Here is a 5,660-nt window from a genome sequence, read left to right on the forward strand (position 1 = left end):
ATCCGCAAAGCAACGGGAAAGTGGAACGTTTTCACAAGACCCTCAAGGCGGAGGAAGTCCGTCGTGACGCTTACCAGGACTATTCCGATGCAAAGAGGAAAATGTCGGACTGGATCAATTACTACAACTCGGAACGGCTACATTCCGCAATCGGATTCCTGACTCCTGACGAGGTTTTCGCAGGAAAGATGGAGGAACGACTTGCAGAACGAAGAACAAAATTGTATAATGCGACAAGAGAACGTGAGGATTATTGGGCTAACCAACAGATCTGACAGACTCCCTTATTAGCTTTGCCAAAATTTTCCAAGTTCAACTTGGGCGGGACAGGAATTTTTATTGCGTATTTTGTGCGCAGCCGGGAATGCCTATGGTTTGTTATGGAGACGCGCGTTCAAAAGGAATCCGAAATGAAGTGAAGTAAGGGATGGCGAGTTTTTTGCTCGGTTTGTTTCATACTATGGAGAAAAATTTCTTTGGCGTAATGCTGTTGGATTTATTCATTTTCAAAAAATCGGTTGCATTAGAGTGGCTTGTTGACAGTCCGAATTGCCTATCTGATCACTCATCACTTCTCCCTTGATGAGGGGTGGTGTGCTTCGGCTAGTTTGACAAGCTGGCGGTCCCTGAGCCTGCCGAAGGGCAGTAACCGGTTGCCGAAGCACGGTTGCTGAGCTTGTCAAAGCATTACCAAAGCAATGTTTAGGGGCGGCCTTGGAAAAATCATCCTCGCAAATTGCTAGATTGAATTTCCATCTGTAGGAAGGCTTTTGAATGAAAATAAGACATTTGATTTTGAACCCGATCAAGATTTTCTCCATTTTGAGACGTAGAGGCTTTTTACGTTGGATGCCCGATTCCTTGTATTTGAAATTATGCTTTAAAGAGAAAATCGGCCGCTGGCCAGATTTGAAAAATCCCAGGACTTTCAATGAAAAAATCCAGTGGCTGAAATTGCACGACCGGAATCCGCTATACACGCAACTGGTGGACAAGTACGAAGTGCGCAAATATATCGCCGAAACGATTGGCGAAAAATATCTGATTCCGCTTCTCGGCGTGTGGGGTTCTTTCGACGAAATCGATTTTGACAAACTGCCGAACCAGTTCGTCCTCAAATGCACCCACGACTCGGGCGGGCTGGTCATCTGCAAGGACAAATCCAAGCTGGACATCGAAGCGGCGAAGAAAAAAATCAACCAGTGCCTGAAGCGCAACTATTACTATACTTGGCGTGAGTGGCCATATAAGAATGTAAAGCCAAGAATTATTGCTGAGGAATATATGGAGGACGAACCCGGTAAAGGCTTGAAGGATTATAAATTTTTCTGCTTTAATGGCGCGGTGAAGGCTTTGTTTGTTGCTACGGATAGAGAAATTCATCAAACCAAGTTTGATTTCTTTGACCCCGAATTTAACCATTTGCCAATGAAACAGCATTATCCTAATAATGAGGAAAGAGAAATAAAGCGGCCGGCAGGATTTGAAGAGATGAAACTCCTTGCGTCAAAATTGACTTCGAAGTTTCCCCATTGTCGGGCGGATTTTTACGATATGGGTGGATAAGTGTATTTTGGTGAATTGACTTTTTCTCATTTTAGTGGTTTTGAACCGATGGAGCCAATGGAATGGGATGACAAATTTGGCAGCTGGCTGACTTTGCCAAAAGGATGATAAGCTTCTTCTAAAATTTTGAAAAATGATGGAAGTCAAAGCTTTTCGCTCCGTTCTTCAGATGCCTGCCCCGACAGAAATGAAAAAAGCGGCAAAGGGCCGCTTCTTTTAGATTTTTAGTTCTTCCGTTATTTTTTCTTTTTCCTGCTGGCGAACCATTCGTCGAAGGTTATTGCCCTGTCGAGATAGCTCGTGGGCGTGAGTTCCAGAACGCGGTCGGCGAGGGTTTCCGCAAATTCGTGGTCTTCGGTGCAGAAAAGAATCGGGCCTTTGTAGGCTTTGAGCCCGTTGTTGAGTGCCGTGATGGATTCCAAATCCAGATGCGCCGTCGGTTCGTCGAGCATAAGCATATTGGCGTTGGAAAGCATCATTTTGCTGAGCATGCAGCGGACTTTTTCGCCGCCGGAAAGCACCTTCGCCGACTTGAGCGCTTCTTCGCCGGTAAAAAGCATCCGTCCGAGGAATCCGCGAATGAACGTTTCGTCCTGTTCCTTGCTGAATTGCCGGAGCCAATCCACAAGGGAAAGCTCTTCGGTAAAGAAAGCGTCGTTGTTCTTGGGAAAGTAGCTTGTGGAAATGGTCGTTCCCCATTTGACTTTGCCCGACTTGATGTTTTCTTCATCCTGGATGGCTTCCAGGAATGCGGTTTTCAAAACGCCGTAATCGCCGACCAGGGCGACTTTGTCGCTGCCGCCGAGAGAAAAATTCAGGTGCTCGAGCTGGGTGCCGTCGCCGGCGGTAATGGTCAAGTCCTTGACTTCGAGGACGATTTTTCCCGGTTCGCGGTCCATTTTAAAGCTGACCCACGGGAATTTGCGGCTTGATGCGGGCATTTCTTCGACGGTCATTTTGTCGAGGAGCTTTTTGCGGCTTGTCGCCTGCTTGGCTTTGGATGCGTTCGAGGCAAAGCGCTGGATGAACGCTTTGAGTTCCGCTATTTTTTCTTCGGCGCGGCGGTTCTGGTCCTTGCGCTGCTTTTGGGCGAGTTGGCTGGCTTCGTACCAGAATTCATAGTTGCCCGCGTACAAATTGATGCGACCGTAGTCGATGTCGCAGATGTTCGTGCAGACCGTGTTCAAAAAATGCCGGTCGTGCGAAACGACGATGACGGTATTTTCAAAACGTTCCAAATAATCTTCGAGCCAGCTGACGCATTCCAAGTCCAGGTGGTTCGTCGGTTCGTCGAGCAAAAGGATGTCGGGATTGCCGAAAAGCGCCTGCGCCAGAAGAACCCGGATTTTTTCGTTGCCGTCCAGTTCCTTCATCAATTTGGTATGCGATTCTTCGGGAATTTCCAGGCCTTTCAAAAGGGTTCCCGCCGAAGATTCCGCTTCGTATCCGCCCATTTCCCCGAATTTCGTTTCCAGATCAATTGCTTCCATGCCTTCTTTTTCGGTCATTTCGGCTTTGGCGTAAAGTTCGTCCCGGCGTTTCCCGATTTTGTAGAGCTCCGGGTAACCCATCATCACCGTGTCCAGAACGGTAAATTCTTCGTAGGCAAAGTGGTCCTGCTTTAAAACGGCGATGCGTTCGTTTGCGTCGTGCGAGACGTCGCCCGTATTCGGTTCGAGTTCGCCGGAGAGGATTTTTAGGAATGTGGATTTTCCCGCGCCGTTTGCGCCGATGATGCCGTAGCAATTTCCCTTGCGGAAAGAAAGATTGACTTCCTTGAAAAGTACACGGCTTCCATACTGTAAACTGACATTAGAAACATTGAGCATGCGCCAAAGATAGTAATATCCGGGATATTTTGAAGTGAAGGGGCGGGGGCTTCCTGCTAGAATCTTCCGAGGAAAATGATTTCCCGTTCCAGATTGACGCCGCTAGCCTTGAAAACTTTTTCTTTGGCGATTTCCGAAAGGTCGTAAATCTGTTGCGCAGTCGCATTCCCGATATTGATGATGAAGTTGGCGTGCTTTGTCGAAATTTGTGCGCCGCCCAAGGTAAGGCCTTTGATTCCCGCCTGTTCGACGAGTGCGCCGGGAAAGTGGGAACCGTTTCTTTTGAATACGGAACCCGCACTGGGAAATTCGAGAGGCTGCTTGGCCTGGCGTTCGGCGAGAATCCTTTTTTGCTCGGCAAGCAGTTCTGCGGAATCGCTCAACGAAAGTTTGAACGTCGCTCCGAGAATGATTTTGGGCGAATTTTGAAATGAGGACTTGCGGTAAGCGAATCCGCATTCCTCGCGAGAAAAGGTTTTGATTTTGCCGTCTTCGTCCAGAAATTCGACGCTATCCAAAGTCTGGCCGATTTCTTGGCCGTAAGCTCCTGCGTTCATAGTGACCGCTCCGCCGATGCTTCCCGGAATGCCGGCGAGCAGGTGCATTCCCGAAAGGCCGAGAGTGGCGCTCGTGCGCGCAATCAGGGAGAGGGGTGTCGCCGCCTTGACGCTGAGCCTTTCTTTGTCGAATTTAAAGTGTGAAAAATTTTTGCCGAGCTTGACGATCAGCCCGTCGAAACCGGAATCCGAAACAAGCACGTTGGAACCGAAACCGAGCAGGAAAAAAGGAACGTCTTTTTCTTTGGCGAATTTTTGAAGTTCCGGAATTTCTTCCACGGATTCCGCCACGGCAAAATAGCGTATGCTTCCGCCGGCTCGGAAGGTCGTGAGTTTTTTGGAATCGGCGTTTTCTTGGATTTGGGACATAATGTTTTTAAAATGGCTTGCTTTAGAGGATTTTCTTGCCGAATTTTTCTTCGAATTGTGCGCAGATGTCGATGAATTTAGGGTAGTATTTTTCGAACAGCCGATGGGCGGTTCGTTCAAATCCTTGCGGGACTCCAAAGAGAGGTTCTGCAATGCTTCCGGCAATGCAAGCGAGGGTATCGCTGTCGCCTCCGAGGGAGACCGCATTCCGAATGGCGTCTTCGAAATTTTCCGCTTCCAGAACGGCGCAGACGGCCTGCGGTACGGTTCCTTGGCAAAGTGCCGCACCCGGATATTCCCAACTATAAACGGGGCGCAGGGAATCGATGGTGAAATTCATGTCGTAGCAGAAGTCGTCTTCCATCATGCGCTTCAACTCTTCTTTGGTCGTGCCTTGTCTAGCCATTAGAATGGCGAGGGCTACCGCCTGCGCGCCTTTGATGCCTTCCGGATGGTTGTGAGTGCATTCCGCGGATTCCTTCGCTTTGGCAAGAACTTCTTCCTTGGTGTTGAATGCCCAGCCCACGGGCCCCACTCGCATGGCAGAGCCGTTTCCGCAGCTGTTGTAAGGTTCGGGCTTCATGCCGAGGGAAACCATTTCCACAAAGCGCGCAAAGCGTCCGCCGTAGCCGCCGTCAGGATTGTTGTATCCGTAATCGACATAAAATTTCCAGGCTTCTCCGCCGTTCAAAATCCAGTCCGCAGTCGCCACCGTGAGAATGCTGTCGTCCGTGGGTTCTATGCCGACTCCGAAAAACTCGAAATCCTTGGTTTTAATGTTTTCAAATTCGTAAATGGAACCGACAGAATCGCCGATAATAGAACCGATCATAACATTCCTTTTTTGGGGAAATATAGGAAAAAAGTTTCATCGGTACGAGGACGCACTTGGAGAGACTTGCAAAATAGTTTTTCAAAACCTGTTCAAAGGCGCTCTTTATTACCTTCGTATTCCTATGACGATGCCGAATTGAGCATCGCATGGACTGAGGTATAAATTTACAAAGGGCGATTTTGTAATTCCCTTGGCTTATAATAAATGTCTGAAATCGCATCAAGAAGGACGTACGTCGTTGGATATGCCTGTGCTTTATGGTTATATTCATTTGTGAATGAAAGCTTTAATCGATTTCGCTAATACTGGAGAATCGAAAATGTTTTTTTGCAAGACAATCTGCATTTGGAGCGCATTTGTCGCCGCCGTAAACGCCGATGTTATCTCGCTCTCGGCAGAAATCAAAAACGAGCAGCCCTACTCGCTGGATAACAACGCCATAAGAGTGAGGGTTTTCAATCATGGAATCGATACATTAAAACAGATGTCGTTTTGCTATCGGTT

The 5,660-nt window shown here is 48.1% G+C and carries 5 protein-coding genes and 1 pseudogene; 3 read left to right on the forward strand and 3 right to left on the reverse strand.

Annotated features, from left to right (window positions below):
• Positions 1-275, forward strand: a 275-nt coding sequence (locus tag B5D40_RS12655; RefSeq protein WP_144319699.1) for an integrase core domain-containing protein, incomplete at its 5' end; no start/stop codon positions are given.
• A gap of 499 nt (positions 276-774) precedes the next feature.
• A pseudogene (locus B5D40_RS12660) lies at positions 775-1,674 on the forward strand (ATP-grasp fold amidoligase family protein).
• A gap of 128 nt (positions 1,675-1,802) precedes the next feature.
• Here B5D40_RS12660 and B5D40_RS12665 read toward each other — a convergent pair.
• Genes B5D40_RS12665 through B5D40_RS12675 form a run of 3 tightly spaced genes read right to left on the reverse strand, consistent with a single transcriptional unit; the run spans position 1,803 to position 5,153 of the window.
• Positions 1,803-3,395 carry an ABC-F family ATP-binding cassette domain-containing protein gene (locus B5D40_RS12665; RefSeq protein ID WP_078777204.1) on the reverse strand — a complete coding sequence of 531 codons (1,593 nt, stop codon included), beginning with the start codon at positions 3,393-3,395 and terminating at the stop codon, positions 1,803-1,805.
• A gap of 56 nt (positions 3,396-3,451) precedes the next feature.
• On the reverse strand, positions 3,452-4,459 hold the full coding sequence (gene murB / locus B5D40_RS12670; protein ID WP_268762586.1) for a UDP-N-acetylmuramate dehydrogenase: 1,008 nt from the start codon (positions 4,457-4,459) through the stop codon (positions 3,452-3,454).
• Entirely contained in the window at positions 4,344-5,153 is an 810-nt protein-coding gene (locus tag B5D40_RS12675) for an ADP-ribosylglycohydrolase family protein (RefSeq protein ID WP_078777206.1), read from the reverse strand. Before B5D40_RS12675 ends, murB begins: the two co-directional genes overlap by 116 nt.
• Positions 5,154-5,433: 280 nt before the next feature.
• On the opposite strand from B5D40_RS12675, the gene B5D40_RS15735 reads away from it, so the two are divergent.
• Positions 5,434-5,660 (forward strand): hypothetical protein (locus B5D40_RS15735; RefSeq protein WP_159446932.1); only part of this gene is annotated, 227 nt, incomplete at its 3' end.

Source organism: Fibrobacter intestinalis, assembly GCF_900167415.1.
Taxonomy (GTDB): domain Bacteria; phylum Fibrobacterota; class Fibrobacteria; order Fibrobacterales; family Fibrobacteraceae; genus Hallerella; species Hallerella intestinalis.